We start from the raw sequence: 25,210 nt of genomic DNA on the forward strand, positions 1-25,210 counted from the left end.
GGATCTAACGGACGCTCTTGCGGAGGACCGGCACCAGCTTGTCGATCAGGATCTGCTCCGAGTTATCCGACCACTGACGGACGGCGGCGACGGCGGCGGGGTCGTCGAGGACGATTACAGATGCCTTGGACCCCGAAACTGCTGACGGAAGGTTGACCAGACCGCCGCCGCCCGCATCGGTGTCGCTGCGGACCGCGAGCAGATAACCCGTCGAGATGGGTGAGAGCGCGTCGTATTGGGTATTGAATCCCGATGCGATCGGGCGAGGGTTCGGCTCGTCGCCCTTGCGAAGGCAGTTGGTGTTGTAGGTGAAGCCGAGGTCCTCAAGGAATTTCGATTGCGGTCCTGGCTTCAACTGGATATCCATGTCCGCGGAAAAGCCGCTCTTGCCCGAGATATCCACCACTGCAATGGTTTTGCCCTTGAAGGTAGGGTTTTGCGCGCGAGCGTCGGCAAGCGGGCCCTGAGTAGCAGAGGCCGATGATCCGTGCTGTGTCACCCAGACGCCCACCCCGGCGGCCAGAGCGATAACGGTTGCTGCCACGCCGCTGACAAGCAAAGTGCGCTTGCGCGCCTTGGGTTTCTCAGTCGTACCGGACTCTGCGGGCGGCGGTGCCGAGACCGCAGGGGGCCGGTTGTGCGGCACAGTGTTCATCGACAGGCCTGAAACGCCGTACTCCAGGGCTGATTTCAAGGCGGTTGTGAATTCGTGACAGGTGTCAAATCGCTCCGCTGGGTTCTTTGCCATCGCCACCGCGATCACTTCATCCAGTGCAGCAGGAAGCGTGGGATCGATCGCGGTGACTCGCGGCGGCGGCTCGTTGAGGTGACCCATCATTACCACCGCCGGTTGTGTTCCCGGATAGGGGTTCTGGCCGGTCAGTAAGCGGACGAATGAGCAGGCGAGGCTGTAGATGTCCGCACGATGATCGAGCCGTTGTCCGCTCAACTGCTCGGGCGATGCGTAGGCGATGGTGGCGACGAAACCGCCGGCCTGCGTCAGTTCGTTGGTGTCCTCGGTCGATTTCGCGACGCCGAAGTCGGTCAGGAAAACTCGCTCTTCGCCGTTGTCTCCCATAGACAGTAGGAAATTCGCAGGCTTGACGTCTCTGTGCAGCAGCCCCCTGCGGTGCGCGTGGTCGAGGCCCCGGCCTACTTCGGTGACGATGTGCAGCGCACGCCACGGAGTGATCGACTGTGGATCCCGCTCGGCAGCCGCGGCCGCGTCGATGCCGTTCACATACTGCATCGCGATCCAGAGCTGACCGTTGTCCTCGCCGCGATTGTAGATCGAGACGATGTTCGGATGATCGAGAGCAGCGGCGAGATTCGCTTCTCTCTCGAATCGGGCCCGATATTCGGCATCCCGGCTGAACTGCGGGCTCAGCACCTTCAGCGCATCCCAGCGTGGCAACTCCGGATGCTTGGCCAAATACACGGTGCCCATGCCGCCAGCCCCGAGTATGCGTTCGATGCGGTAGCCGCGGATAATGGTGCCCGGTCCGATATTCATCCCGATTCCTTACAGGTACTGACTATTGGCCAGCAGGCTGTATTGCGCAGCGGCCATCTGCTGAGCGTCGCCCAGTTGCATGGATGCCACACGAGCGACGTAACGGTCGTAATGCAGAGTGCAGATGTAGGTGGGGGTTCCCGAGCTGCGATATGCCCACCATGCGTCCCCGATGTCATCCTTGCTGGGGCTGCAGGAAACATCGGGCACGCCGGCGGGTCCTTCGACGAATCCGCTTGTGGTGGCTTTGATTCCGGACCACAACTTGGTGGCAGCCTCGACATCGTGGGCTCGGAACAAAAGGCCACCGCTACTTGCGTTGGAAATGCGATCGACGCCGCTATCGTCCAGCAGTCGTTTCCAGGTCGTCTGATCCCTTAGGTAGTGGAGATGGCCTCGTGCCGTATGGACGGTCTCGTAGACCGGGTTGGCCTCAAATGCGACGGTGGGGTGCAGAGTTCTGCGTAGCATAGCGTCGGGATCGTAGTCCAGACGGAAGATTTCGTGTGGTGATAACCCTGGTGCTTGGTCGAGCAACGGCAATTGCGCCGCGAAGACCTGCTCAGCGAGTGCGCGCAGCTCATCCAAATCTGGTTTGGGCTGTGCGACATAGACATTCACTACGTATTGCCCGTGAGCCAAGGTGGCTGCCATCGACGGAACGCCAGGCCGCCAATGGGCCTTGGCGTCCGGTTGCTTGGCGAGCGTGACATGAACGTTCTGGTCTGCCGCGACCGCGAAATCGGCCGACTCCATTTGATCGGCAGCCGTCTGTGCTCGCTGCTGATCGGGAAATTGCAACACGGTTACGTTGAAGGCGGTGGCATCGGGATTACCGAGAGCACCGCCAAAGGGGTTGAAATTATTCGACTGATCGCGCTCGTGCGACTTTGGCAGCTCGCGGGTGCTCGCGGCGGCCGAGAAGCCGAACATCATGCCGTTGCTTTCCAGCACAGGTCGGACAGCTCCGGCCAACACGCGGGACAGATCGCCCTGAGGCGAAGTCAACGGGTAGATCGTCTGTTTCAGGGCGTTGTGGCTGAACTTCGAGTCGACGTCGGATCCGATAACGACGTTGTCCGCCAGCCGGGCCATCGCGATAGATCTGCCGTCGTTTGCATTGTGCTGGTAGGTAAAACGGACATCTAGCGGATCGGTTGGATAATTGCCGACTGCGAGCTTCCGCACATCGATTTCCTCCGCAGCCGGTGTTCCGGCTACCTCACTGCCACATCCGGCGAGCAGGGTTGCAACCAGAAGGATGGTAAGCGTGCCGAAAGCAGTTCTGCCAGTGTGCCGATGAGTATCTGGATTCGTCATGATCCCCCCTACTTGTTGCTGGCCAGAATTGCATATTGCGCGGAAATCCGTTGATACACATCCTGTTGTTGCTGAGACCACACCGTCGCGGCGTACCGGCCGTACGACACGTAGCAGTGGAAAGGCGCCGCGTGGTCGTCGGGGCCGTGGTACTTCACGCATCGGGCCGTCGGGAGCCCGGCCGGCGGGTCGATTCGGCGCTGGAACCGCGAGGAGGAAACGGTGTCGAGGAAGCCTTGGGCAGAAGCAGCATCCTTGGCGCGCACCAGGAATCCCGCACCGTCGCTGACACTGTCCACTCCGGCCTTGTCGAACAGAGCCTTGTATTCGGCTGGGTTACCGACGATGTGCAGCATGCCGTGTTGGTTGAAGGTCCCGGAGAACGCCTCGACAGTCTGGTCGCCCGCTGGGCGCGACAGGGTCAATCGGAGCATGCCGTCAGGATCGAGCGGCAGGGCGGAGAGCTTGTCCGGCGGTGTCGGCTGGAAGCTCTTCAGAGCGGCAGTGGTCACGTCAATGGCCTTGTCGGCCAGTGCCTGCGGTGCAGGTTCGGGAGCGAGGCCGAAAGCCTGTTCCACGGCTTGATTCTCAACCTGATCGATCAGCGAGAAGATGACAAACCTCCCGGTGGGATACCAGGAAGCGAGTCGTTGTTCGGTCGGAGACCAAATAATCTGAGCGGCAGGATGTTGACTCGACTGCAAAGAATCGACCTGTGAGCCGACCTTCAGCGCCAGACCGCTGCGAGCGAGGGCAGTCGCGGCAGACGAGGCGTCGCTCTCACTGTCAAAGATCATGACAGCGTTCGTGAGTGTGTACCCGAGGTTGGCATCTTCCGAGGGGCGTCCGCTGGTAGCGAAGCCCACAATGAAACCCCGCGCGTCATCGGCGAAGTGGTCGACGTTGAGAAGGCCGTCGAATGAATTCGCCTCGGTGAAGACGTTCGTGACCGACGCATTGTGAGAAAGGGCCGGGTCTATATCCAGGGCGAGGGGCAGGATATTGCCGAGCCGCATGCCCTCGAGCAGGCGTCCACGCTTCGCGGGATCCGACGTTGTCGGATCTTGAGGCTTGGTCCCGTAGTTGCCTGTGTCGAGCTTGCTGAGATCGCTCGGCTTGTCCTCTGCCGCATGCGATTCAGATCCGCACCCGGCAGTAACCAGCACCGAAACCGCCAGCGCTGTTGCAGCTGCCGCGCGCACTCCGATGCGGGCCGACCGTAGTCGACCTAAGTCATGACGCATGTCGAACAACCCCCCGTACCGGATTTGCAAGTGACCTTGGTTCTGGTGTGCAGAGTGTACTGGGCGGTTGGGGGTGTGGGTGCAGCGTGGCGGACCGGTGGGGGACTTCTCACAGGTCTGGGCTGATCAGGGATGTGCCGCGTCGTCGGCAGTTCAGGGCGGTAGGTCGACGACGCGGTATCCGGGTGAAGTCAGTGCTGCCAGATGCGACTGCGGAGGAAGGTATCCCACTGAGATCCTTCGAAGAACAGCTCCGGACCGCCCACGTTCTTCGAGTCGCGTACGCCGACCCGGCCGGAATCGAAGCAGACCTCGACGCACGTTTCGGAGGCCTTGGATCGAGTCGACTTGAACCAGGCACGCGGCTGACTATTCACGCCTCGTACTCCTTCGCGATCTTCAAAATGACGTCGAGCGTGTCGCTTTCGCTCAACGCTACCGCCCTGACCCGGGTGAGCACCTCTTGATATTCACCGACCAGTTCGGGCTTGGAGTGGTAGACGCCGGCCGATCCGCTTTCGAGGTAGACCACCGGGGCGTCGGCGACATCGCGGCTCAGGGGCGGGAACTGGATGAGGGTGAACGGCTGGACCGTCAGGCCGCGATGAGATCCCGCGTCGAAGGGGATGAGTCTGATGCTGATGTTGTCGTGCTCGCCGGCTTCGGCCAGCCGGCTCAACTGCCCGGCCATGACCGCCGGGCCACCCGGCTGGTGGCGGAGTACCGACTCGGACATGAGCAGCTCGAGGTGAAAGTTGGGGTCGTTGAGCCTTTCTTGTCGGCGAACCGCGAGTTCGAGCCGTCGTTCGGCGTCGACGGTCGACAGGTCCGGCTCATCGATCAGGGCGATGGCGCGTCGGTAGTCCGAAGTCTGCAAGAGCCCGTGCACCAGGACCGACTGGTAGCTGGTCACCCGGTTGGCAGCCGCTTCCAGTCGCAGATAGCGAGGCATGTGAGCGACGACCTGATCGGCATATGGCTGCCAGTAGCCTCGCGAATCACCTTGCTGCTGAGCGATCTTCTCCTCGGCCCGCATCTCCCGCCACAGCCGCAGTGCCTCATCCCTGTCCTCGGGTGATGCTCCGTAGAACCCGAGCAGTCGCTCGATGTCGTTCGTGCTCGCGTTCGTCGGGTACCCGTTCTCCATCCGCACGACGGTCTGTCGCGACTTGTCGATTTCCACACCGGCCGCCAGTGGCTTCTTGCCACTGCGGGTTCGCAGTTCGCGAATGTATGTACCGAATGCAACGCGAGAAGCAGCCAGTCCGGCCATTTTGTTAGTCTCGCTATCTGGATAAGTGTTCACGATGGATTTGTCCAAAATCGCTGTGTCCATGGGCGATACCGCTCACCGTGGACACCTCATTCTAGTTCGTGGACAGTTCACCGTGTACTCAATTTCCAGGCCCTCGAGGGTGTCTACTTGGAGTTGGCGAAAGCGCGCAGCCGCCGGAAAACAGACCAAGATCAGCGATACGCATTCGAAGGGGATGTCGTAATGCATTGGGATACATGGGCGCTGCTGTCTATTCTCGGCCTTTGCGCCGCCGTCATCTGCTGGTCCGTGTGGGGGTTCTACGCGGACAGTCACTCGGGAAAGGCTGGGTGCCTTCGGCTTCCGCTCGTCGGGGGTGGGTTTCTGGAAGTCCCGCATGCGCCGGGCCATGCTGCCGGGAGACACCGCTCGCGAGTCGGGAGGTGAGTTGGTCATGAATCCTGCCGAGGTCGCCGTGCTGGCGGCGCTGCACCCGGACCAGACGCTGACCGCCGCGCAGATCCGGCAGGCGGCGACGTTGACGAGCTGGCGGACCCGAAATGCGCTCGCACAGCTCGAATTTCGGGGGCTTATCCTGGCCAGTCAACCTCGCGGTCGCTGGCGGATCAGTCCGCGTGGACGAGCCGCGCTGATGACCAAAAGGAAGCGGTTCGCGTGATCACAGGTACTGGCTGTTGGCCAGCAGCGCGTACTGTGCCGCCGCCTTCTGCTGGGCGTCGACCAGCTGGTTGCTCGCCACCCGGGCGACGTAGCGGTCGTAGTGCAGGGTGCAGAGGAACTTGTCGGCGGCGTTCCAGGCGTCGTAGGCGAACCAGGATGGATCGGACTTGGGGCGCGGGTTCTCGACGCAGGCCACGTCGGGGACACCCGCCGGAGCCTCGGCGGAGCCGCTGATGATGTGGTTGATGCCGGACCAGAGTGCCTTGGCGGAGTTGGCGTCTCGGGCGCGGAGGAGGAGGCCGCCCTTCCTGGCCGTGGAGACACGGTCGACGCCGTTGGCCTCCAGCAGGGGCTTCACTGTGGTCACGTCGCTGACATAGTGCAGGTAGCCACGGGGGATGTGGGTGACTTCCACGATGGGGTCGGCCTTGAGATATTCGCTGGGGTGCAGGGTGCGGCGGAGCATGGCGTCGGGGTCGTACTTCATGCGGAAGATCTCGCGGGGGGACAGCGCGGGCGCCTGGTCGAGGAGGGGAAGCTGGGCCGCGAGAACCTGCTCCGCGAGGGCGCGCAGGCCTTCGAGTTCCGGTTTCGGCTGGGCGACATAGACGTTCACGACGTATTGGCCGGTCGCGAGGGTGGCGGCAAGGGACGCGACGCCGGGCCGCCAATGCGCCTTGGCGCTCGGCTGCTTGTTGAGGGTGACGCGGACGTTCTGGTCGGCGGCGACGGCGAAGTCGGCGGCCTCCATCTGATCGGCGGCCGCCTGTGCCCGCTGCCGGTCGGGGAACTGCAGGACGGTGACGTTGAGCGAGGTGGCGTCCGGATTGCTCGCCGCGCCCGCGAACGGGTTGAAGTTGCCCGAGAAGTCCCAGTCGGTGGACTTGACCAGGTCGTGGGTGCTGGCCGAGGACGAGAAGCCGAACATCATGCCGTTGCTTTCCAGCACGGGTTGGACCGCACCGGCCAGGACCATCGAAGACTTGGCGGTGTCGGTCGAAACCAATGGCAGCGCCAGGACATTGTGACCGAACTTCGGATCGACGTCCGCCCCGAGAGCGATATTGCCGGCCAAACGCGCCAGGGCGAGCGCCTTTCCGTCCGACGAACCGTAGAAGTCGGTGACGCGGACATCGAGCGGATCGGTGGGGTAGTTGCCGACCGGCAGCGCCCGGACATCGACCTCACCGGCGGTCGCGGACCCCGGCACGCTGGACCCGCAGCCGACCACGAACGCGGCGGTCAGGCCGAGCGTGAGAACGCCGAAAACCGTTCTGGCGGTGGAACGGTGAGCACGGAGAAGCTTCACGATTCCCTACTTGTCGTTGGCGAGGATGGCGTACTGCGCGGAGATCCGCTGATACACGTCCCCCAGCTGTTGAGACCACACCGCCGCGACGTACCGTCCGAAGGTGACGTAGCAGTTGTAGGGGAACGCGGAACTACGCGGGCCGTGGTACTTCACGCAGCGCGCGCCGGGCAGGCCCGGCGGCGGGTCGATCCTGTGCTGGAACTTGTCGACGAAGGCCGTGTCGAAGTACTGCTGCGCGCCAGCGGCGTCGCGGGTCCGAATCAGTTCTCCCGCACCGTAACCCACCAGATCGACCCCGGCCTGTTCGAACAGTGTCCGGCTCGGGCCGGGGTCCGTCCGCTTGTGCAGGGCGCCGTGTCCGTCGAGGGTGCCGGTGAAGGCATTGGCGGTGCGGTCGCCCTCCGGGCGGGCCAGGGTCAGCCGGAGGATGCCGTCGGGATCCAGCGGCAGTGCGCCGAGCTTGTCCGGAGCGGTCGGCTGGAAGGACTTCAACCGGTCGGCGGTGACGTCGATCGCCTTGTCGGCCAACGCCATCGGTGCGGGCTCGGCGGGCTCGTTCCAGTAGTTCTGCAGGTAGACGTTCTCGGAATTGTGAATCAGGGTGAAGATGACGAAGCGCCCCGTCGGGTACCACGACGCGAGATTCTGCTTCCTCGGATTCCACAGCATCTGCGCACCCGGATGCTGATTCGACTGCACCGGAACGACATCGGCGCGCTCCTCTTCCTTCAGATCGAAGCCGGTGCGCGCCAGTGCCGCCGCGGCATCGGTGGCGGCGGTATCGCTGTCGAAGATCAAGACGGCGTCGTCGAGCGAGCGGCGACCGGTCTCCGCCGGAGACTGCGCGGCGGTGTCGAAGCCGGACAGGAATCCCGGTGTGTCCTCGTCGAAGTGGTCGATATTGAGGTAGCCCGAGAACGAGTTCTTTCTGAAGAACACGTGCGGGACATCGGAATTCTCCGTCAGCGCAGGATCGATATCGGAGGCCAGCGGCATGATATTGCCCAGCCGCAGCGCCTCGATCACCCGCGCCCGCGTCGCCGGATCGGGGGTGGTGGGATCCGTCGGTTTGGTCGCGTAGTTGCCGGTGTCGAGCTTGCCGAGATCGGCCGTCTTGTCCTCGGCCCCACTGGATTCCGACCCGCATCCGGCGACCGCCAGGATCGAGACCGCCAGCGCGGCGGCCGCCCTGGCGCGCAGCCGGACGCGGGTCGACCGTAGTCGGCCGGTATCGAAACCCATGTTGTGCGTTCCCCCCTCGATGATCAGCGCCGCGCGGCGGCCCCGGTCAAATAGTGCTGTTCGGCCGGAGTCGTGACCATCTGCGCGGTCGTCATGGTGGCGGGCGTGTGGACGGTGATGGTGTGGGGGGCGTCCGGATGCTGGACGATGGTGACGTCGGCATCGGGCTCGTAGTCCGCGGAGATCGCACCGTGGATGGTGACCACGGTGGCCGAGCCCGGGGGAGCGCTGGCGGGGACGCCGTCGAAGACGATGACCGTGGCGGCGGGATTGGCCAGCCGGCCCGTCACCGCGGTGCCGCGCGAGCTGTGGGTCACCGAGGACGCCAGCGAAAGCGCGTTCGGGGCGGCCACATTCGCCACCATGGCCTGCCAGGCCCCGGGACGGGCCGTGTGGACCACCGCGCCCGCGCCGAGGGCGATGGCGCGCAGGATGACCTGCTGGGCCAGCGGCAGACTCGCGATGATGTCGATGCGGCGCGAGCCGTCGCCGATGAGCGGGACGGCGATACCGCTGCCGGTGGCGTCCGCGCCGATGAGCTGGCCGCAGCCCGCGGTCGGCATGGCGATATCGGTGAGGACGTCCACGGGACCGCGGTAGCCGCTGGGGCGAATCTCCTGGGTGCCGTAGGACAGGATGTCCATGAGCGCCCAAAGCTGGCGGCGGGGTAGCTCTTTCAAGCCCGCGACCGGGGGTTCGCCGTGCTCGTACGGGGTGTCGTAGCGGACCCGGGCGTCCACCTCGATGACGCTGGCCGGCTGGCCGGGTTTGGCATTCGGCTCGGGGACCGGCTGCAGGCGCACGGTCACCGTGGTGGCGAGGCTGCGCACCGACCAGATCTTGGCCAGGCCATCGGAATTGAAGAGCTGGGGATCGATCTGGTAGCTCGTCAGGTAGACCCCGTTGTGCTCCAGATTGTCCGGGTGCTCGGTGAGTTCGGCGACCGGGATGCCGCGGGTGAGTTCGCGCAGCGCGGTCGTCATCTCCTGGTTGGTGAGCACCGACGCCGTAATGCCGTGTCCGGCCAGGCGATTCGCGACCCGGCGGGTGGCGACCAGGGCCGAGCGCAGCGCACCCTCCGGACCGCCGCCGCGATTGTCGACCGCCTTGGCATTGCCGAGCGGGTTCAGCCGCAGCACCAGCCACATGGTGCGGTGCGCGATGGCGGGCAGCGGGCCGAGGATCTCGTCGTAGAGGCGACCCAGCGGTGCGATGCTGGCCGCGTAACCGGAGATCACCGCCTCGGGGCTGGCGGTGCGGGTGCCGGTGCTGATGACATCGATCGAATGCAGCTCGACATCGTATTGCCGCAGGCACGCGGCGATCTCGTTGAGCGGCAACAGCTGATCGGTGCTCAGCGAGCCGCGACGCAGCAGCGTCAGGGTGTCCGGCGGCGGATCGATGCGCAGCATGGTGGTCAACAGCGTGCCGTCCCAGCGCAATCCGCAGCTGCCGCCCTCCGGCATCGGGACGTCGACGGTGGCGTTCTCGTCGAAGTTCTTGCGCTGCGCGCGCTTCCAGCGATACGCGACCCAGCGGCCCAGGCGCAGGCCGACCGGGACACCGGCGACCGGGGCCAGACCGATCAGCGCGGGCACCAGACCGGCGATCAGCGCGGCCCACCACGGGGTGTGCAGCGCGACGGCGACCAGCGAGGCCACAACGCCGACCAAGGCCACCGGAATCACCAGCGACAGCGGCAGATTCCGCAGCAGCCACAGATCATCCGACCGCAGCTCGGCCGAAACTACCTTCGCGGCCTGAGAATCCGCGGCAGGCTGAGCATGCCGCCCCCGAGCCGACGGCTCCGGCGCGGGCTGTCCCGCCGGGGAACGCTCCTCGGCCGATCGCGGCTGTGGCGGCGCAGGTCGCGGCGGTGCGGCGACACTCGAGCCACCCGGCGCGAAGCCGTCGAAACCACCGCGCTCACCGCGCCCGAAATCGTCGCTCTCGCCGCGTGATTGGCCACCGGGCCGCGCAGGAGGCAAATTTCCGGGTCCACCGGGGCCACCGGGGCCGAATCCGCCGGGACCGTTGGGTCCGCGGCCACCTGGGCCATTGGGTGGGAGGTCACGACCGTAGTCACCGCGGCCACCTGCCGGGTTCGGCGGAGGCCCGCCGTGCCCGAAACCGCCCGGGCCGCCCTGTGCGGGTCCGCCCGGCGGCCGTCGGTGCTGCCCGTCGCCCGGGTAGCCCCCGTTCCCGCCGTAGGGGTTCCCACCATTTCCGCCCGGCTGATAGCCGCCCGCTCCCCGCGGAAAGTCGTTCACAGTTCAGTTCGCCCCTCAGTCGGCGGCCGACGACAAGTTCAGCGAGGCGAGCAGGGTGCTCAGCGCGGCCTTCATGTCGGGACCTTCGATCCGCATCAGCACCGACTCGTCGACGGCGCTCAGATCGATGGATTCGTCATTGGCCAACCGGAATTCGCGTTCTTCCTCGGCGGCTTCGATCAGGTTGCGGATGAAACGGCCGTTGCCGGCCAGGTCGACACCGCGACGGGGCTGCCCGCTCTGGTCGGTGCTCTCCATGTCGTAGAGCTTGGTGCAGGTCGCGACCAGCGCCTCCAGCGCGTCCTCGGACAGTTCCGAATCACGCTTGGAGGCGACGACCTGGCCGATCGCCCCGAGCTCCTCCGCGGTGTAGGACGGGAATTGCAGGCGCTTGGCGAAACGCGAGGCCAGACCGTCATTGGAGGCCAGGAAGCGGTCGATCTCGCCGTCGTATCCGGCGATGATCACCACCAGCCGGTCGCGGTCGTTCTCCATGCGCGCCAGCAGCGTGTCGACGGCCTCGCGACCGAACGCGTCACCGCCCGAAAGGCCCTGCTGGATCAGGGTGTACGCCTCGTCGATGAACAGCACGCCGTCCATGGCGGTGTCGATCAGCGCCTCGGTCTTGATGGCGGTGGAACCCAGGTGCTGGCCGACGAAGTCGGAGCGCTTGGTCTCGACCACCTTGTCGGTCTTGAGAATGCCCAGGCCACAGTAGATTTTGGCGACCACGCGCGCGATGGTGGTCTTACCGGTTCCGGGCGGGCCGGTGAAGGCGAGATGCTGACCGCGCGCCGAGCTCGAAAGCCCCTTCTCCGCACGGATCTTCGCCAGCTGCGCGCTCGACTGCAGCTTGGCGACCTGCGTCTTCACCGCCGCCAAGCCGATCTGCTTGTCCAGCTCGGCGCGGGCCTGCGCCAGGATCTCCTTGGCGCGGTCCTCGTGCTCGGCGGCCTGCTTCTCCTCCAGCGAGGGGGCGGAGGCCGGATCCCACTTGTCGGTGCGGGCCTCGATCACCTCCCGGCTGGTGAGGGTGATGCGGTAGGTGCGGTCACGCATGGCCGCGGCGTTCGCCTCGAAATCCGGTGCCTGCGAATACACCTTCTCGAACAGCGACTGCGCCTCATCGGCCTGACCCTGTTCGCGCAGGCACAGGCCGCGGCAGAACATGGCGGCGGTGCGCGCGGCCGGAATCGGGCCCGCCTCGGCGGCCTCCATGCGACGGATCGCCTCGGCGAACAGACCCAGCTGGGCGCAGGCTGTGCCGACCATCACATGCGCGCCGGCCGCCAGATACGGGTCTTCCCAGCCGTCGGAACCGTTGAGCACGGCCATCACATCCGGCCAGCGCTGGGTGTTGTAGTGCAGGATGCCGCGCACGTATTTGGCGATGCGGCCGTCGATCTCGAAATCCGGCTCCGAAGCCCGCGCGCGGCGGTGCTTTTCGAGCTCGTCGAGCACCTGCTCGGCCTCGTCGAAGGACTTCTCCGCGATCAGATGCGCGGCCCAGGCGAGGTGGATCTCGGTGAAACCGGCCAGCGGATAGTCGATGTAGAGCCCCGGCAGAAAACGTCCGGCAAGCTGACGCGGCTGCAGCCCCAACCGGCGCTGTTCGCGTCCCAGCGAGACCGTGCTGCACTTGTACAGGTTGCTCAGAACATCCGTGGTGATCTCACCGGCGGCGGCCCGGCCCAGCCAGGCGTCGGCCATGGTGGGATCCCACTCGGTGGCGCGCTGAAAGGCCAATTTCGCGTAGTCGAGATCCCGATTCGACTCCTGGCCCTCGATGCTCAACCCCAAAGACAGCACACCGGCGTCGAAGGCGCGCTGGGCCTGGCGAGTGTCGATCATCCTAGTCGAACCCCGAATTCGTCGAACCTGGTTGGTCTTTCGTTCACAATCCCCACCCACACGGTGCGATCGCACAGCTGCGGACAGTCGGATACATTATGGTTAACCGCCCTGGGCGGGCAACTGTTGAAGCGACAGGGGAGCAGTTCAGCAAGTGACAGCACAGTCGATCAGTGGCCCGCGCGCCGCTGAGCCCGAATTGTGCCGCGTGTCCGTCATCGGGGGGAACACCCAGCTCGACGTCGGCCTACCGGCAAACGTGCCGATCGCCGCCTTCATCGGTGATCTGGTGCGGCTCATCGAATCCCGCAATCCCGAACCCATCGGCGGTGAAGAGGGCGGCACGCCCTTGCAATCGCAGCATTGGACACTGGCCAAATTGGGCCGCGACATGATCGCGCCCAGTCAGACGCTCAATGACGCCGAGATCTACGACGGCGAATTGCTGGTGCTGCGGGCGGTTTCCGCCAAGGAAGCGCCCGCGCTGTTCGACGACGTGATCGACGCTGTGTCGAGGCTCACGGCCGAGGAGTTCCGCAGCTGGTCGCCGAGCGCGGCCCGCTGGACCGGACTCGTGGCCGGGGTGGCCGCGGTGGCGTTCGCGGTTGTGCTGGGGCTGATCGCGCGTTCCGGCGGGGACCGGTTCGTCGCGCCGCCGCTGCTGCTGGGCGGGGCCATCGCGGCGCTGGTCGCCGGGGCGATCGCCATGCGCAAGTACGCCGATGAGCTGACCGCGACCGTTTTGACGCTGTGCATGCTGCTGCTGACCTTCGGCGGCGCGGCACTGCTGGTGCCGGGATCGATCGGCAGCCCGCATCTGATGATGGGCGCGGCGGCGACATTGCTGCTGGCCATCGTCGGCTATCGGATCATCGGGGCCGGTGCGGCCGTGGTGTCCGCGGTGGTCACGTTGCTGCTGTTGGCCGGGGTCGGCGCGGCCGTCCGGATGGTCTGGGACACGGGCATTCCCAAGATCGCCTCGGGCGTGATGGTCGTGTCGATCATCGTGCTGTCGATGGTGCCGCGCCTGGCCGCCATGCTGGCCCGGCTGCCCGTGCCGCCGGTGCCGACCGCGGGCGCGGCCATCGATCCGGCCGACCACGAACCGCGCCCGACCATCGAGGGCATCGGTGCGATCGGCGCGACCGTGCTGCCGTCGGCGCACGGGCTCGGGCTGCGCGCCCGCACCGCGAACCAGTTCCAGACCGGCATCGTGATGGGCAGCGCGATCGGCGCGGCCGCCGGTGCGCTGGGCACCGCCGATCCGCTGCACTCCGATCGCTGGCAGGGCATCGCGCTGGCCGTGGTCGTCTCGATCATTCTGTGCCTGCGCGGACGCGCGTTCGCCGATCTCACCCAGGCGGCCACGCTGATTGTCAGCGGCTGCGTCACTTTCATCGCGCTGGCGGTGGGGCTGGCGCTCGGCGAGGACGGCATGCTGCTGGTCTCGGCCGGGCTGCTGCTGGTATTCGCGGTGGGGGCCATCGGATTCGGCGTCATCGGACCGCACGTCGAGGTCACACCGGTCACCCGGCGCTTCAACGAGATCTTCGAATACGGCCTGATCGTATCGATCGTCCCGTTGGTGCTGTGGGTCATGGACGTCTACTCGACGGCTCGGAACATATGAGTCGGCGTCCTGGAAACTGGGCGCGAACACTGTGTGCGGCTGCGGTTCTCGGCGGTGCGCTGCTGGGACCGCAGGCCTCGGCGGGCGCTGCCCCGGAGCCGCTGGGCAAGACGGTCGAACCGCCGTCCTCCGATTTCGGTACCCAGGAGGGGCGCGACCGCCTGCGAGACGCGCAGGACAAGGCCGGTAAGCCCGCGCCCCTGGTGACGACCGAGAAGAAGGTCGAATGCGGTAACACCTGGTACCTGAAGAACAAGGTCGTGCCGCGCGATGAGGCGGTCGCGCAGAAGGTGCTGGATCTACCCGCGGCCTGGCAGGCCAACCCGGGGTTCGGGAATCGCGGTGCGGGACAGGTGATCGCGGTCATCGACACCGGTGTGGCGCCGAATCCGCGGTTGGACGTAGCGCCCGGCGGCGACTTCGTCTCCGGCAGTGACGGCACCGAGGATTGCGACGGCCACGGGACCGCGGTCGCGGGGATCATCGCCGCCAAGCCGAGTCCCGACGACGGGCTGGTGGGTGTCGCGCCGGACGCGCAGATCCTGGCCATCCGGCAGTTCAGCGATCACTATCAGGCCAAGGACCAGGGCGGCGGCGACAAGCCGCCGGGCACCATGAGCACGCAGGGGTACGGGCCCAGCCTGACCCTGGCCGCGGCGGTGGTGCGTGCCGTCGATATGGGCGCCAAGACCATCAATATCTCCGAAGCCGCTTGTACGGCAGCGGATTCGCCGACCGGTGACGAGGCGCTCGGAGCCGCGGTGCACTACGCCTACGACCGTGGCGTGGTCGTGGTCGTGGCCGCGGGCAACCTGGATTCGACCTCGGGCTGCGGAACCCAGAACGGGACCTACAGCAATAACGAGACCGGCTGGAAGAGCGTGAAGACGATCTCCAGTCCGGCCTGGTTCGACAAGTACACGCTGTCGGTGGGGTGGATCGCGCCCGACGGCAGCCCGTCCGGCAATACGCTCTACGGTCCGTGGGTGGGTGTCGCGGCGATCGGCCAGGATCTGGCCTCGCTCGACAGCAAGTCCCCGGGCGCGCTGATCAACGCGACCGGCGTCGACAACAACGGAAAAGTGATCGGCCTCAACGGAACCAGCTTCGCGGCGCCGCAGGTGGCCGGGCTGGCGGCGCTGCTGCGGGCGAAGTACCCGGACTGGTCGGCGCGGCAGATCATGAACCAGATCATTCTCACCGCGCATCAGCCCGGCACCGGGCGCGACGACCGCGTCGGCGCGGGCATGATCGATCCGGTCGCGGCGCTCACCGCGCGGTTCCCGGACGACGTGCTGAACTCCGAGGATCCGGTGCTGCCGATCCACGTCGGAGCCGATAAGCCGCAGGCCTTCCCGACACCCGAAAAACCCATCGGCCCACCGCGATTGCCGCGGCTGGTGGCCACCGTCGGCACCATTGTCTGCCTGTCCGCGCTGGGAATCGGTCTCGCCGTGTCGATTCCGTTCCGGCGACGTCGACGCGACGACGAACTGCCCGACCTCGATTAGAGACGACCGGAGAAATACCTGATGGCAACCGAAGGTTTCGTGCGTCGCCCGCGTATCGCCCCACCGCGTGCGCCGGGTGGTGAGATGGCGCTGACGGCACCGCCGGAGATCCCGCGCCCCGTGCCCGCGCCGCTGATGAGCAAGCTGATGCCGGTGGTCATGGTGGTCGCCATGATCGGCATGCTCGCCATGATGTCGCTGATGGGCCGCTCCATGCTGTCCAACCCGTACATGATGATGATGCCGATGATGATGATCATGTCGATGGCCGGCATGCTCATGGGTCAGCGCGGCTCGTCCAAGAGCTCCGCGGAGCTGAACGAGGAACGCAAGGACTACTTCCGGTACCTCGACCAGACGCGGCGCGAGGTGCGGCGCACCGGGCAGAAGCAGCTGGAGACGCTGATCTGGAGCCATCCGGAACCGTCGGATCTGCCGTCCATCGTGGGCACCCGGCGCATGTGGGAGCGGCGACCCAACGATCCGGACTTCGGGCATGTGCGGGTCGGGATCGGCACGCATCGGCTCGCCGCCAAGCTGGCGCGGCCGGAGACCGGTCCGCTCGAGGATCTGGAGCCGGTGTCCACCGTCGCGTTGCGGCGTTTCGTACGAACGCATTCCGTGGTGCACCACCTGCCGACCGCGGTGTCGTTGCGCGCCTTCCCGGCCATCAATATCGAGGGTCCGGCCGAGGACACGCGCGGGCTGGTGTGGTCGATGCTGATGGAGCTCACCGCGTTTCACGGGCCCGATCATGTGGCGGTCGCCATTGTCACCGCCGAACCCGACTGCGAGGCCTGGTCCTGGGCGAAGTGGCTGCCGCACGTGCAGCACGCCACCGAGCGTGACGGCATGGGCGCGGCCCGCATGATCTATGGCTCGCTGGGTGAGCTGGAGACGGCGCTGGCCGACGACCTGCTCGAGCGCGGGCGGTTCATGCGCAATCCGCAGCCGACCGCGGGGCGGCTGCACCTGGTCGTGGTCATCGACGACGGATATGTCAGCGGCAGTGAGCGTTTGATCAGCGAGTCCGGTCTGGACGCGGTCACCGTCATCGACGTGAGCTCGGCCGAGAACAGCCTGGCCGCGCGGCGCGGGCTGCAGCTGGTCGCCGCCGGGGGCGAGGTGTTCGCCAAGAGCGCGGCGGGCACCGAGAAGTTCGCCAATGCCGACAGCGTGACACTCGCCGAGGTGGAGGCGTTCTCGCGCAGCCTGGCGCGGTACCGGATCGCCACCGCGGCGCAGATCGTGAGCCTGGGCGACAACACCTCCGCCGCCGACCCGGGTCTGATGAACCTGCTCAAGATTCCGGATGCGGCGCAGATCGATCCGGCCAAGGTGTGGCGGCCGCGCGCGGGGCGTGAGCGGTTGCGGGTGCCGATCGGCATCACCCCGGACGGGACGCCGGTCGAGATCGACATCAAGGAATCGGCCGAGAACGGTATGGGCCCGCACGGTCTGTGCATCGGCGCGACCGGTTCGGGTAAGTCGGAATTCCTTCGCACGCTGATTCTTTCGATGGTCACCACGCACTCGCCGGATCAGCTGAACCTGATCCTGGTCGACTTCAAGGGTGGCGCGACCTTCCTCGGCATGGATCCGCTGCCGCACGTGGCGGCGGTCATCACCAACCTGGAAGAGGAGCTCGAGCTCGTCGACCGTATGCGCGACGCGCTCGCCGGTGAGATGAACCGGCGGCAGGAACTGCTGCGCTCGGCCGGCAACTTCGCCAATGTCGTCGAGTACGAGAAGGCGCGCGCGGCCGGCGTGCCGCTGGATCCGCTGCCCGCGCTGTTCGTGGTCATCGACGAGTTCTCCGAATTGCTCTCGCAGAAGCCGGATTTCGCGGATCTGTTCGTGATGATCGGCCGACTGGGCCGATCGCTGCACGTCCACCTGCTGCTCGCCTCGCAGCGGCTGGAGGAGAACAAGATGCGCGGGCTCGACTCGCACCTGTCGTATCGGATCGGTCTGCGTACGTTCTCCGCCAACGAATCTCGCGCGGTGCTGGGTATCACCGACGCCTACCATCTGCCGGGTATTCCGGGCTCGGGTTATCTGAAGAGCGACGCCTCGGATCCGTTGCGGTTCAACGCGACCTACGTTTCCGGGCCCTATGTCGCGCCGCGTGCCGCGCGGCAGGCCGCCGACGGCACCACCGTCGTGGAAGCGCCGCCGCGGGAGTTCACCGCCGGGCAGGTCGAGATTCTCGAGCAGCCCGAACCCGAGACGCCGTTCGATCCGCTGGATCTGCTGCCGCCCCCGCCGCCCAGCGCGGACGAGGGGCTGCCCGACAGCCTGCTGCAGACCGTCGTGAAACGCCTGACCGGGCACGGCCGTCCGGCGCACGAGGTGTGGCTGCCGCCGCTCGAGGAATCCCCGACCGTGGACATGCTGCTGCCGGATCCGGACTGGCGTTCGCCGGTCAACCGGCACGGACAACTGTGGATGCCGATCGGCATCATCGACAAGCCGTACGAGCAGCGTCGTGACGTGCTGACCATCAATCTGGCCGGCGCGCAGGGCAATGTCGCGGTTGTCGGTGGTCCGCAGTCCGGCAAGTCGACCACGCTGCGCACCATCATCATGTCCGCGGCGGCCACCCACACGCCCGAGCAAGTGCAGTTCTACTGCCTGGACTTCGGTGGTGGCTCCATGGCCGGTCTGGTCGGGCTGCCGCACGTGGGTTCGGTTGCGGGCAAGATGGATTCGGACCGGGTGCGGCGCACCATCGCCGAGCTCACCACGCTGCTGCGCGAGCGCGAGGAGCGGTTCGCGGCGCAGGGCATCGAATCCATGGCCGAGTTCCGGCGGCGCAAGCACGACGCCATGGCCGCGGGGCAGGCCGACAACCCGGTGCTGGCCGACCGGTTCGGCGACGTTTTCCTGGTCATCGACAACTGGCAGGTCGTGCGCGAGGAGTTCGACAGCCTGGAGCCGCAGGTCGGACAGCTTGCCGCACAGGGGCTTTCGTACGGCATCCACGTCATCCTGGGCGCCAACCGGTGGGGTGAGATCCGCGCCTCGGTGAAGGACATGATCGGTACCCGCATCGAGCTGCGCCTGGGTGACCCCTCGGACTCCGAGATGGGCCGCCGGGTCGCGGTCAACGTGCCGTTGAACCGGCCCGGCCGCGGTCTCACCGCCGACCAGCTGCACATGCTCATCGCCATGCCGCGCCTGGACTCCGACACCAACGCCCAGAACCTGGCCGAGGGTGTGGCCGCCGCGCGCACCGAGATGCAGGCCATCTGGGGCGAGCGCCGTGCGCCCGAGGTGCGCACGCTGCCCGGTAGCGTCCCGCGCGAGCACGTACTGGACCTCATCCGCCGCGACGGCATTCAGCAGAGCCCCACCAAGGTGGCCATCGGCATCGGCGAATCCGAGCTGCAGCCGATCGTCCTGGACTTCGGCGCCGACCCGCACTTCATGGTCTTCTCCGAGGTCGAGTCCGGCAAAACCACGGTGCTGCGCAACATCATTCGCGGCATCGCGGAGAGCTCCAACGCCGACACCGCCCGCGTCATCCTCATCGACTACCGCCGCACCCTGCTGGGCGTCCTGGAGGGCGACCAGCTCGCCGGCTACTCCACGTCCTCGCAGACCTGCGGCGGCATGATCAAGGAAGTGGTCAACTACCTCTCCAAGCGCATCCCCGGCTCGGACATCACCCCGCAGCAGCTGCGCGACCGAGACTGGTGGACCGGCCCCGAAATCTACGTCGTGGTCGACGACTACGACATGGTCGTAGCGGGCGGAAACCCCCTGGGCGCCTTGGTAGAACTCCTCCCACAAGCCCGAGACATCGGCCTCCACGTCGTAATCTCCCGCAACATGGGCGGCATCTCCCGAGCCCTCTACGACCAGGTCCTGGGTTCCATGAAGAACCTCTCGGTCCCGGCCCTGCTCATGAGCGGCTCCCGAGACGAGGGCAAGCTGATCGGCGACATCCGCCCCATGCGCCTCCCACCCGGCCGAGGCATCCTCTGGTCCCGCTCCCGCGGCGACGAAATGATCCAAGTAGCCGACCTCCCCTCGATGTAAGAGGCGGTCTTACCCGACGACCTGACTCGCGCGAGTCAGGTCGTCGGCGTTTTGGGACCGGTTCCCGACCCGGTCGAGGCCTCGAGGCTAGCTCGTCGGGCCCGGTTCGGGGACCACGTCGGGGTGGGGGCGGAGGAAGGGGTGTTGGGTGAGGGTCCAGGTGGGGGTGGAATCTGTTGTCAGGCGGAGTGTTTCGCCCGAGGGGAGGGATAGGGCGGGGCGGGGGTGGGGCCAGGTGGCGGTGCGGCGTTCGAAGAGGGCTCGGGAGGGGCCGGTGGCTTCGGGGCCCGCTATGCGGGCCAGGCGGAAGCCGGAGCGGAGGTAGTAGGCGTGGAGGGCGGTGTTGGTGGTCCAGGCGTCGAGGCGGACCCAGGTGCGGTGGCGGAGGTGAGCCAGGTGGGCGGCGTGGGCCAGGAGGGATTCGCCGATGCGGAGGCCGGCGTAGCGGAGGTCGACGATCATGTAGTGGATGATCACGGCGTCGGCGAGTTCGCCGGGGGACCAGAGGTTTTCGTCGGCGCGGTCGTTGATGGTGATGGTGCCGGCGGGGTCGCCGTCGACCTCGGCGATCCAGGTTTCACCATTGCGTACGGCGTGGGCCACGGACCGGACGAAGGTCTCGATGGGGAGACCGCGCCCGGCCCGGGTCCACTGGTCGCTCCCGTGTGCGGCCAGCCAGCTCGTACGTTGCAGCCGGAACCGGGTGATGGTTCCTAGATCAGCGAGACCGGCCGGACGCAGGTGCGGGGTCATGGCGCGCCGGGTAGCAGAGAATTACCGAAGGAATGGGAATTTCCGGGCGGATAAGGCGAGCCCAGAGTTTTACGAATAATGTCCGTTCCCTCGTCGTCACCCAATTCGTATGCCAGCCGGTTGCGGGCGGCAGTGGAACGATGCCGGGTCACTCGGGTTATGCGTTCGTGGTTGGCTCCGATACGCAAATGATCGAGCAGAATGGTGCCCGGACCGACCCCCAGCAGCGCCGCCTCCTCCGCGGTGGCGGGCCGCGCGACGACGGTGTCGCGATGCGCGGTCTCGGCGAAGCCCCGCTCCGCGAGCCGGCGGGTGGTGCCCTCCGGAATGTCGTGCGGAGCGTCGATTCCCGTGGCCTCGGCCAGATCTCGCGGATAGAAGCTGACCTCCCACGACCACGGCTCGTTGTCCAGGTACTGCATGATCGTGCGGGACACCACCCACTCGTCACGCGCCACCCCCAGCCAGTGCGCCACCTCCGAACTGGCCGGTTCCATTCTGGCGCTGAACTGTTTGGACGGCTCCCGGCCCGCCGCGCGCGCTATCTCCGAGAAGATGTCGTGTGCGGCCTTCGGTCTGTCGGGCCGAATATGGTTCGTGACAACCGATTCCAGCACTTCCTGACTTCGCACGATGGTGCCTCGGGAAGTTGCTGTGTAAACCAGGTTTTCGGCGACCAGGAGTTGAATTGCGTTGCGAGCCGTCGTAATCGAGACCTGCATCTGTTCGGCCAACTCGTTGTGACTCGGTAGTCGATCGCCCGGTTCCCACTTGCCGGCGCGGATCTCCTCGCGGAGGAGGTCTGCGATCCGTTGATATCTCGGACCGTCCGCCATCTCGCTCCTCGGTTGTTGCTTCAAGGCTGTGAAGTCTACTCCGGTGGTTCTACTGTCGTGTAAGGCTTGACAGCAGCATTCTGAGGTTTATTGTAATGAACGTCCTGAATGCGGTGTTGTTATACGTCGAAGAACGCGAGGCAACGTGGCAGGTTCGGAGACATCAAACACGGTCGTTGTGGCATTGCCCGACGTGTCCCCTTCGTATGCGGACATGGAGGTGCGGCCCTCGGCCTCGGGTCTAGTGGCGACGGCACCCGGCCTATTGCCGACCTCCGACCTACTCCTGCGCGCTTGTCGCGGGCACCGGGTCATCGGCGGACCGCTGCTGTGGTTCGCCCACGACCTCGCGGTGCTGCACGAGCGGCGGATCGTCGGTCGTGGCGGCGTCAGCGCGGAGTCCGATCCCACGGCGATCATCGAAAACAAGCGTCGCCGAATCGAATTGGTCATGGCCATTGACGACTGGATCGTGCGCTCGGTTCCCCAGCACCGGCTGGGTGCGACCCTGCACACCGAAACGGTCGGATCGGTCATCGATCGGCTCGCCGAGGCGTCCGTCCGTGCCCATCACGCGTTGATGACCCTTGACGCGAATGATGAAATGCTGCACGGCGCTTGGCACCATTTAGCTGAATTGTCCGACGCTTACGACGATCTCGTGCGCGACGTACTCGCCGGGCGGCGGCGGCTGCCCGCCTGGTAAAAACAAAACACCTGCGCGGTCCGGGCCCGAGGGTGGCCCGGACCGCCATCTGTTTTGCCGGAATTCAGTGGCGTTCGTTCGAAATGATGATCATTTCGGCAAACGCTGAATCGCGTCGGCCAGTAGTTTTTCCGCTTTGCCGCAAGCGTCCGGTGAATTCGACAGATCGGACACGGTGACCTTCAACTGTTCCGCATTGTCCTTTTCGGTCGGGCGTACCAGATAGGTCAGATAGCAGTCGTTGGCCGAACGTGCGCCGGTGACATACGCGGTGAATTCTCCGATTCGAACGGTTTCATAGGTCCACTCGCCGCGATCCGGCCGGGACTGGTCGACCAGGTCGACCCGCACCCAGCCGGAACGGCCCACCGTCGTGCACGCGTGCGGCGTGCGCTGATGGTCGGTGAGCTCGCCCGCGACCTCGCGGATCAGGTTGTCCCGCACCGCCGTACACGGATCCAGGCGCAGCACCGAACCCGGCGGCAACTGCCGCTGCGGCGCGAACTCGGTGAGCTGCTGGACCACGGCCACCAGGGCCTGCTCGGCCGCGGCGCAGGCGGCGCCGGGCTGGGCGGCGGGATCGGTCTCCTCGGCCGACATGCGCAGCGCCACGGCATCCCCGGACTGCGTGACGACCACGTTGTCGCACTTGTTGTCCGCGGCGCCCGCGCTCAGGATGGGCGCCCACGCGACGGTGCGGCCGGTCGGGGTCAGCTGGGACACGCCGATGGCGTGGTCGGGAATGTCGAAGGTGTAATGGACCTTTCGCTGCGCGGCGTCGGCCACGGTGGTCGCGCAGCCGCCCTCGGGGGTGGACTGCGGATCGCCCGTGCGGGTGCCCAGCTTGCCCGCCACCGCCTTGTCGAGGACGGCGCAGACATCCAGCAGCCGCAGTTCGGCGGCCGTCAGGTCCAGCGCCGGGTTGGTGCGCGGCTGCGCGTGACCGTCGGTCTGCGACGAGCGGCTCCAGCCGACCGCCACGCCGCCTACGACCAGCAGTCCGACCACGCCCGCCGCCGCCAAGCCGATGGTGCGGCGGCGCTGACCGGCCAAGCGCGCCAACTGATCCCGGTACCGGGTCTCCTGTTCGCCGCTCGAGGACCACCATTCGGCGTCCACCCGATGCGACTCCAGGAAATCCAGAACCTCTTGCGGCCAAGCCGATTCCGTGGGAATGCGCTCGGCCTGCTCCAGCATCTGCCGCGCGGAGGGGCGATGCGCGGGATCCGCCGCGAGGCAGGATTCCACGAGTTTGCGGAGTGAATGCGGGACTGCCTGCAAATCCGGCGTAGCGGACACGGATCCGGTGGCGGCCAGGAGCAGCAGCATGCCGGCCGCGTAGATGTCGGCGGCGGAGGTCACCGGCTGGCCCTCGGCCTGCTCGGGAGCCTGGAAGGCCACGGCGCTCGGGTCGGGCTCGGCTCCCGGCGGGCGGGCGATGCCGAAATCGATGATGCGCGGGCCCTGCGGCGTCACGAGGACATTGCCGGGCTTCAGATTCCGGTGCACCAGGACCGCGCGGTGCACCTCGAGCAGGGTCGTGGCCAGACCCGTCGCCAGCAGGCGCAGGCCGGACAGCGGCAGCGGGCCCTTCTCCGCGATGACGGTCGCCAGATCCGGGGCGGGCAGATACTCGGTGGCCAGCCAGGGCCGGTCGGCGTCCAGGTCGCTGTCCACCACGGCGCCGATGTGCGCGCCGGTCAACGGCTTACCGGTCTCCAGCTCCCGCTGGAAGCGGGCCCGGAACTCCAGATCATCGGTGTGCGAGCGCGGAATCCGCTTGACCGCCACCAGCTTTCCGGTCGGCGTCCGGCCCAGCAGCACCCGGCCCATACCGCCGCGGCCGATCACGGCGATCATGTGGTGCGGGCCGATCCAGCGCGGATCGTCGGGCAGCAGCGCCTTCATCGCGCACCCGCCATGATCGCGTACTGCGCGGCCGCCAGTTGCCGGATATCGGTCTCGGTGTTGCTGTAGACCACGGCGACATACTCGCCGCGCGTCACCACGCAGCGGAACCGGCGGGCCTGCACGGATTTCGGGTCCGGGCGGGCGGCCGCCGAGCAGCGGGCGCCGGGAAGATCGCGGGCATTACGCATCCAGGTGTACTCCGAGTTCTCCGGGTCCTCCGACAGCCAGTCGGCATACGACGTGGCGGCCTTCGAATCCCGCATCCGATACAGGAATTTGTTGTGGGACACCGCCAGTGCGGTCACCCCGTTGCCGGAATAGGCGGTGAGCTTCCGGGCGGGCTCAGGGGACAGGGCGGCGTAGGCGCGGATTCCGAAGGCGGCGAAGGTCTTCGGATCGGCGACCGGGTCGCCGGTGCGCACGAGCCGGGTCAGCAGGCCGTCCGGGTCCAGGGGGACGGTGGCGGGATCCGGCACCGCGGCGGTGTCGAAGCCTGCCAGCTGATCTTCTTGCTTGCGAAACGTGGTCGCGACCAGTGCGGCCAGTCGTGCCGGATCCGGATCGGGCAACTCGACATAGACGCGAATCACCACGTTCTTCCAGGCCTTCAGACCGGCCAGCTTGCCCGGACCCGCCTCGGCATCGAGCCGAGCCATCTCGGTGGCCGCAGCGGCGGCGGACGCCTCGTCACGGAAAGCGGTGAGGGACACCGCCAGATACTTCTGCGGGCCCGCGGCATTGTCGGCGCGGTTCGCGGCCGCGAGACCGAAGGAACCGACCACGCCGAAGGAGACGGCGATCGTCCGCTGCCGGGGAGAGAACGCGGTCTCGTGCAATCCCCGGTCGTCCGCGGACACGCCGCCGCCTCGCACCGTCGTCAGTTCACCATCGATATCGGTAGGGAAGACGATGTGGTCGGCCAACCGCAGCGATTCGGCGAAAATACCGCGACCGCGGCTCGGTGTCCGGTCGAAGTCATTGTCGCCGGGGACGGTCGAATACGGCCCGAAATCCGGCGGGGGAGCATCGTTCCCGCACGCCGCGACCAGAATCACCACCGCCACACCCATTCCGGCCACGGACCATCGCCGGAACCACAGACGCATGCGTTAACCCTCATCACCGGACAGC

General features: G+C 66.6%; 18 protein-coding genes. 5 read left to right on the forward strand and 13 right to left on the reverse strand.

The window, feature by feature from the left end; genetic code table 11:
* Positions 1 to 4: 4 nt before the first annotated feature.
* The 5 genes from ON43_RS06090 to ON43_RS06110 form a co-directional block, all read right to left on the reverse strand.
* Positions 5 to 1,513, reverse strand: coding sequence for a serine/threonine-protein kinase (locus ON43_RS06090; RefSeq protein WP_040804542.1), 1,509 nt, complete (start codon positions 1,511 to 1,513; stop codon positions 5 to 7).
* 9 nt (positions 1,514 to 1,522) lie between these two features.
* Positions 1,523 to 2,833 (reverse strand): DUF7373 family lipoprotein, encoded by a 1,311-nt coding sequence (locus ON43_RS06095; RefSeq protein WP_157513930.1) that lies wholly within the window; start codon positions 2,831 to 2,833, stop codon positions 1,523 to 1,525.
* Between the two features lie 8 nt (positions 2,834 to 2,841).
* Positions 2,842 to 4,035 carry a DUF7373 family lipoprotein gene (locus ON43_RS06100; RefSeq protein ID WP_157513931.1) on the reverse strand — a complete coding sequence of 398 codons (1,194 nt, stop codon included), beginning with the start codon at positions 4,033 to 4,035 and terminating at the stop codon, positions 2,842 to 2,844.
* Positions 4,036 to 4,268: 233 nt separating this feature from the next.
* The gene (locus tag ON43_RS06105) at positions 4,269 to 4,454 is read right to left on the reverse strand and encodes a DUF397 domain-containing protein (RefSeq protein ID WP_040804545.1); all 186 of its coding nucleotides are present in this window, start codon (positions 4,452 to 4,454) and stop codon (positions 4,269 to 4,271) included.
* Positions 4,451 to 5,413, reverse strand: a complete 963-nt coding sequence (locus tag ON43_RS06110; protein ID WP_083913188.1) for a helix-turn-helix domain-containing protein — start codon at positions 5,411 to 5,413, stop codon at positions 4,451 to 4,453. The genes ON43_RS06105 and ON43_RS06110 overlap by 4 nt, the downstream gene beginning before the upstream one ends.
* Positions 5,414 to 5,786: 373 nt before the next feature.
* Between ON43_RS06110 and ON43_RS06115 the strand changes: the two genes are divergently transcribed.
* Positions 5,787 to 6,011 (forward strand): hypothetical protein, encoded by a 225-nt coding sequence (locus ON43_RS06115; RefSeq protein ID WP_157513932.1) that lies wholly within the window; start codon positions 5,787 to 5,789, stop codon positions 6,009 to 6,011.
* Here ON43_RS06115 and ON43_RS06120 read toward each other — a convergent pair whose 3' ends face one another.
* From ON43_RS06120 to eccA, 4 genes are all read right to left on the reverse strand, one after another.
* Positions 6,012 to 7,322 (reverse strand): DUF7373 family lipoprotein, encoded by a 1,311-nt coding sequence (locus tag ON43_RS06120; RefSeq protein ID WP_040804548.1) that lies wholly within the window; start codon positions 7,320 to 7,322, stop codon positions 6,012 to 6,014. It lies immediately after the preceding gene.
* 6 nt (positions 7,323 to 7,328) lie between these two features.
* Complete coding sequence (locus ON43_RS06125; RefSeq protein WP_040804549.1) at positions 7,329 to 8,567, reverse strand: DUF7373 family lipoprotein; 1,239 nt, start codon at positions 8,565 to 8,567, stop codon at positions 7,329 to 7,331.
* 23 nt (positions 8,568 to 8,590) lie between these two features.
* Positions 8,591 to 10,555: a type VII secretion protein EccE gene (gene eccE / locus ON43_RS06130; protein ID WP_245568487.1), complete on the reverse strand. Its 1,965-nt coding sequence runs from the start codon at positions 10,553 to 10,555 to the stop codon at positions 8,591 to 8,593.
* A 297-nt stretch (positions 10,556 to 10,852) separates the two neighbouring features.
* On the reverse strand, positions 10,853 to 12,688 hold the full coding sequence (gene eccA, locus ON43_RS06135) for a type VII secretion AAA-ATPase EccA (RefSeq protein ID WP_040804550.1): 1,836 nt from the start codon (positions 12,686 to 12,688) through the stop codon (positions 10,853 to 10,855).
* A 208-nt stretch (positions 12,689 to 12,896) separates the two neighbouring features.
* Between eccA and eccD the strand changes: the two genes are divergently transcribed.
* From eccD to ON43_RS06150, 3 genes are read left to right on the forward strand one after another with little or no spacing between them, the layout of a single operon-like run.
* Positions 12,897 to 14,318, forward strand: coding sequence for a type VII secretion integral membrane protein EccD (eccD, locus tag ON43_RS06140; RefSeq protein ID WP_051177999.1), 1,422 nt, complete (start codon positions 12,897 to 12,899; stop codon positions 14,316 to 14,318).
* Positions 14,315 to 15,829: a type VII secretion-associated serine protease mycosin gene (mycP, locus tag ON43_RS06145; RefSeq protein ID WP_040804552.1), complete on the forward strand. Its 1,515-nt coding sequence runs from the start codon at positions 14,315 to 14,317 to the stop codon at positions 15,827 to 15,829. The genes eccD and mycP overlap by 4 nt, the downstream gene beginning before the upstream one ends.
* Before the next feature lie 21 nt (positions 15,830 to 15,850).
* Positions 15,851 to 19,873, forward strand: a complete 4,023-nt coding sequence (locus ON43_RS06150) for a type VII secretion protein EccC (protein WP_040804554.1) — start codon at positions 15,851 to 15,853, stop codon at positions 19,871 to 19,873.
* 87 nt (positions 19,874 to 19,960) lie between these two features.
* Here the strand turns inward: ON43_RS06150 and ON43_RS46730 are convergent, their stop codons facing one another.
* Entirely contained in the window at positions 19,961 to 20,626 is a 666-nt protein-coding gene (locus ON43_RS46730; protein WP_083913189.1) for a GNAT family N-acetyltransferase, read from the reverse strand.
* Positions 20,623 to 21,462, reverse strand: coding sequence for a GntR family transcriptional regulator (locus ON43_RS06160; protein ID WP_051177987.1), 840 nt, complete (start codon positions 21,460 to 21,462; stop codon positions 20,623 to 20,625). Before ON43_RS06160 ends, ON43_RS46730 begins: the two co-directional genes overlap by 4 nt.
* Before the next feature lie 193 nt (positions 21,463 to 21,655).
* Here ON43_RS06160 and ON43_RS06165 point away from each other — a divergent pair, with 193 nt between their 5' ends.
* Positions 21,656 to 22,168 carry a DUF4254 domain-containing protein gene (locus tag ON43_RS06165; protein ID WP_245568488.1) on the forward strand — a complete coding sequence of 171 codons (513 nt, stop codon included), beginning with the start codon at positions 21,656 to 21,658 and terminating at the stop codon, positions 22,166 to 22,168.
* A 90-nt stretch (positions 22,169 to 22,258) separates the two neighbouring features.
* On the opposite strand, the gene ON43_RS42200 is transcribed toward ON43_RS06165, so the two are convergent.
* Complete coding sequence (locus ON43_RS42200; RefSeq protein ID WP_051177991.1) at positions 22,259 to 24,076, reverse strand: serine/threonine-protein kinase; 1,818 nt, start codon at positions 24,074 to 24,076, stop codon at positions 22,259 to 22,261.
* The gene (locus ON43_RS06175; protein ID WP_040804557.1) at positions 24,073 to 25,185 is read right to left on the reverse strand and encodes a DUF7373 family lipoprotein; all 1,113 of its coding nucleotides are present in this window, start codon (positions 25,183 to 25,185) and stop codon (positions 24,073 to 24,075) included. The genes ON43_RS42200 and ON43_RS06175 overlap by 4 nt, the downstream gene beginning before the upstream one ends.
* Positions 25,186 to 25,210 lie beyond the last annotated feature (25 nt).

Origin of the sequence: Nocardia concava NBRC 100430 (genome assembly GCF_000308815.1) — a bacterium.
GTDB lineage: Bacteria > Actinomycetota > Actinomycetes > Mycobacteriales > Mycobacteriaceae > Nocardia > Nocardia concava.

Excerpts from the sequence above, each read along its gene's own strand:
- ON43_RS06090 (WP_040804542.1), bottom strand. The coding sequence starts at position 1,513 with ATGAATATCGGACCGGGCACCATTATCCGCGGCTACCGCATCGAACGC.
- ON43_RS06095 (WP_157513930.1), bottom strand. The coding sequence starts at position 2,833 with ATGACGAATCCAGATACTCATCGGCACACTGGCAGAACTGCTTTCGGC.
- ON43_RS06110 (WP_083913188.1), bottom strand. The coding sequence starts at position 5,413 with ATGGACACAGCGATTTTGGACAAATCCATCGTGAACACTTATCCAGAT.
- ON43_RS06115 (WP_157513932.1), top strand. The coding sequence starts at position 5,787 with ATGAATCCTGCCGAGGTCGCCGTGCTGGCGGCGCTGCACCCGGACCAG.
- ON43_RS06125 (WP_040804549.1), bottom strand. The coding sequence starts at position 8,567 with ATGGGTTTCGATACCGGCCGACTACGGTCGACCCGCGTCCGGCTGCGC.
- eccA (WP_040804550.1), bottom strand. The coding sequence starts at position 12,688 with ATGATCGACACTCGCCAGGCCCAGCGCGCCTTCGACGCCGGTGTGCTG.
- mycP (WP_040804552.1), top strand. The coding sequence starts at position 14,315 with ATGAGTCGGCGTCCTGGAAACTGGGCGCGAACACTGTGTGCGGCTGCG.
- ON43_RS06150 (WP_040804554.1), top strand. The coding sequence starts at position 15,851 with ATGGCAACCGAAGGTTTCGTGCGTCGCCCGCGTATCGCCCCACCGCGT.
- ON43_RS46730 (WP_083913189.1), bottom strand. The coding sequence starts at position 20,626 with ATGACCCCGCACCTGCGTCCGGCCGGTCTCGCTGATCTAGGAACCATC.
- ON43_RS06160 (WP_051177987.1), bottom strand. The coding sequence starts at position 21,462 with ATGGCGGACGGTCCGAGATATCAACGGATCGCAGACCTCCTCCGCGAG.
- ON43_RS42200 (WP_051177991.1), bottom strand. The coding sequence starts at position 24,076 with ATGAAGGCGCTGCTGCCCGACGATCCGCGCTGGATCGGCCCGCACCAC.
- ON43_RS06175 (WP_040804557.1), bottom strand. The coding sequence starts at position 25,185 with ATGCGTCTGTGGTTCCGGCGATGGTCCGTGGCCGGAATGGGTGTGGCG.